Source organism: Betaproteobacteria bacterium, assembly GCA_016791345.1.
GTDB lineage: Bacteria > Pseudomonadota > Gammaproteobacteria > Burkholderiales > JAEUMW01 > JAEUMW01.
The window spans coordinates 1-2,998 of sequence record JAEUMW010000463.1; the positions used below are offsets into that span (position 1 = coordinate 1).

The 2,998-nt window shown below is 65.8% G+C and carries 3 protein-coding genes; all 3 read right to left on the reverse strand.

Going from position 1 to position 2,998, the window contains the following annotated elements; all coding sequences use genetic code 11:
* Positions 1–51: 51 nt before the first annotated feature.
* The 3 genes from JNK68_17235 to JNK68_17245 all read right to left on the reverse strand — a co-directional run bounded on the left by JNK68_17235 (position 52) and on the right by JNK68_17245 (position 2,942).
* Entirely contained in the window at positions 52–276 is a 225-nt protein-coding gene (locus JNK68_17235; protein MBL8542087.1) for a hypothetical protein, read from the reverse strand.
* A gap of 106 nt (positions 277–382) precedes the next feature.
* On the reverse strand, positions 383–1,243 hold the full coding sequence (locus tag JNK68_17240) for a transglutaminase family protein (GenBank protein MBL8542088.1): 861 nt from the start codon (positions 1,241–1,243) through the stop codon (positions 383–385).
* 13 nt (positions 1,244–1,256) lie between these two features.
* On the reverse strand, positions 1,257–2,942 hold the full coding sequence (locus JNK68_17245) for a carboxypeptidase (GenBank protein MBL8542089.1): 1,686 nt from the start codon (positions 2,940–2,942) through the stop codon (positions 1,257–1,259).
* Positions 2,943–2,998 lie beyond the last annotated feature (56 nt).

The following is a 2,998-nucleotide window of genomic DNA, read 5'->3' on the forward strand; positions in this document are numbered from 1 at the left end:
GCTGGCTCTTTGTACCCTTGCCCGACCGACCGCTATGACGTGGGCTCGGCGCTACGTCTCGACGATTTCCAACCGCCGTTCGACACGTTCGAATCGGTCCGAGAAGCGATCGAGGCGCGTCGATTGCTCGGCCAGGTACACGTGCAGTTGGGCCACATCCGTTTCCAAACGCCCGAGGCGGGCTTTGATCTCGCGTATATCGTCCCGGATGTCCTTCTGTCCATCCAAGACCTTCTGCACCATCTGCATCAGCAACTCGAGGCTCGGACCGGCCATGGGAATCGATTCCAACTGTCAGATGACGGCAATCTTCGCAGCTATGTCTCCGCTCTGGCAAGCACCGCCGTGGCCTCTGCACCATGCATTTCGGATCGGGACGGAATCACAGCGCCACCACCTGCACATCCACCGTCAGGATCGGCCACCGCCCCGCCGGGCCGAAGAAGGTTCCCGCCACGGGCGGCACGGATTCTGGATGACGCGCGACGGCGACCGGGATGTGCCGCTTGCCGGTGACCTCGCCGGTCGTCGAATCGAAGCCCTTCCACCCCGGCCCCGGCAGGTACACCTCGGACCACGCGTGCGTGGACGCATTGCCGGCTTCCGTCGTCGGCGCGTGCACGTAGCCGCTGACGAAGCGGCTCGCCAGCCCGAGTGCGCGACAGGCCTCGACGAAGAGCGCGGCATAGTCGCGACAGGAGCCGGTGCGCGTGTGCAGCGTCCACGCCGGCGACTGCACGCCCTGCTCCTCACGCACCATGTAGGTGAAATATGGACTGGCGATCGCCCGGTTGATGCGGTCGAGCAGCGCAAAGGTCTCGATGCCGTGGCCCTGGCAACCGATGTAGTCGAGCCACGCCAGCACATGGCGCCGGTCGTTCGGCCAGCAGGCCTGCTGATACGCCGCCAGTTCAATACGCTCCTCACCGTCGTACAGGAACGGGTAGCGCAGCGCGTAGTCCTCCACCAGAAAGTCGAGCGGCGCTTCCTCGTAGTGTTCGATGATGACCTCGCTCGCGATGGCGAGCCGCGTCGCGCCCTCGCGGAAAGTCACGAGCGCCACCGAATTGTCGAAGATGTCGCGGTGCCACCGGATGTCGTAGGCCGGGGCAATGTCGAGCCGCGACGATTCGATGCGCACGTCGTGACCCTCGCGCGGGCGCAGGCGCAGCCGGTGCGGACCGAACGTCACCCAGTCGGCATAGCAGTACTCGGTGAGATGGCTGATTCTCAGACGCTGCACGATTCAACCCGAATCATTCGAGCACGACCTGCGCGCGCACCACACCCGCACGCTCGTGACGTGCGCTCAGCTGCACGCTCGTGCCCGCGCGGGCACGCACCACCCATTCGACCTTGGCGCGATCGTCGGTCGCATCGGCGCTCCACCCGCCCCAGCTGCTGGGCACCGTCGGCGTGTACGCCCGCCCTTCGAGCTGCCCCAGTTCCTCGCGCGCGCTGCCGGTTTCGAGCGACGCGCCCGCCGGCAGGTCGATTTCCGCGACGAGGCCCCGCACGCGCCGGTTTTCCAGCGCACGCTTCGTCACGTAACTCGGCAGCCAGCCTGTGTTGTGAACGACGAGCCGCACCCGCCAGGCATCGTCTCCGAGAGGTGCGGCGCTCGCTTCCAGCAATTCCAACTTGGGCGACACCAGCAGATGCCACACGAGCCACTTCGGAAACAGCGCGAGCTCCTTTTCCAGCAGCGCGTGCGGCGGATTGCTCCAGGTGTAGAGCGCGTCCCAGCCGCCGAGCTCGATCTCGCCCAACTGCGGATGACGGAACGGATACCACTCGACGAAGCCGCGGCCGCCGAGGGTCGAGTCATTCCACGCCAGCAGTTTCAGGTCGTCCTCGACCGGATGCTCGCGGTACCACTCGATGAACTTGTAGTCACTGATTCCCGCGGCGCGCTGCGGGCTCCAGATCTCGATGGTCCACGCGAAGACACCCAGGTGGTCGTAGGCCCAGTCGTCGAACGACCCCGTGATCACCTCCTTCGGGTGATAGCGGAAATCGTGGAAGACGGAGATATTGGGGTATCCGGTGATCGCGGTGCCGGCCGCCCCGAGCTTTTCATAGGTGCGAAGATCGTCGGTCGGCAGCGTGTCATCCGCGCGATGCGAGTACGGGCGCAGCAGCACGCCGCTGTACGTATGAAACAGCACGGCGCCGGTGATGTTCGGGTGAGCGGCAAAGAACGCGACGGCCGTTCTCACCTCCGGCTCCGAAGTCGGATACGGTCCGGCGCCGAGTTGCTCGTGCTCCTGTCGCCAGCCTGCGGGGAAATTACGGTTGAGGTCGAGTTGCTGCTTGCGCGGTGCGAGCCTGAGCGTGAACCCGTCCCAGCCCTCGAGCGTTCCCTCCGGCAGCAGGCGAAAGTAGCGACCACCGACCTCAGTGGGATCGCGGCGGACCATCAGGCGCGGGTCGCGGTCGGATATCTTCCACGGTCCGTTCGCATCCGGCACGCGCATCGTGAGCGCGCGGCCGTCGCCGTCGATGTCTTCGCGCTTGAGTCCGCTCACCGCCTCTTCGTCGTAAGGGTAGGGACGCACGCTCGAACGGATGATCCGGGGCGTGTCCGCGAGTGCCCATTCCGCACCGTCCGGATTGAGCCGCGGGCACACGTAGAAGACCCGCGTGTCGAGGCAGCGCGTGACCTCGTCGTCGCGTCCATAGCCGGTGGCGAGATGGTGCAGCAGGTAGAGGCACGCCATCGAACCGGCCACCTCGGTTGCGTGGATGTTGCCGTCCACCCACAGCGCCGGCTTCTCGCCATCGGCGCCGGTGGCGAAGCAGGTCGCGGTCACGAGCCAGATGTCTCGACCTTCGTAGCTCCTGCCGATGCTCTCGACACGCAGGAGGCCCGGATGCTCGGTGGCCAGCGCATGCAGCGCGCGCGTAAGCTCGTCGTAGCGAAGATAAGTGTCGAAGCGCATGGCAGCCTGAAGATGCGGGGACCGACATTATGCCCGGTTCGCAGCCCGACTCGGCG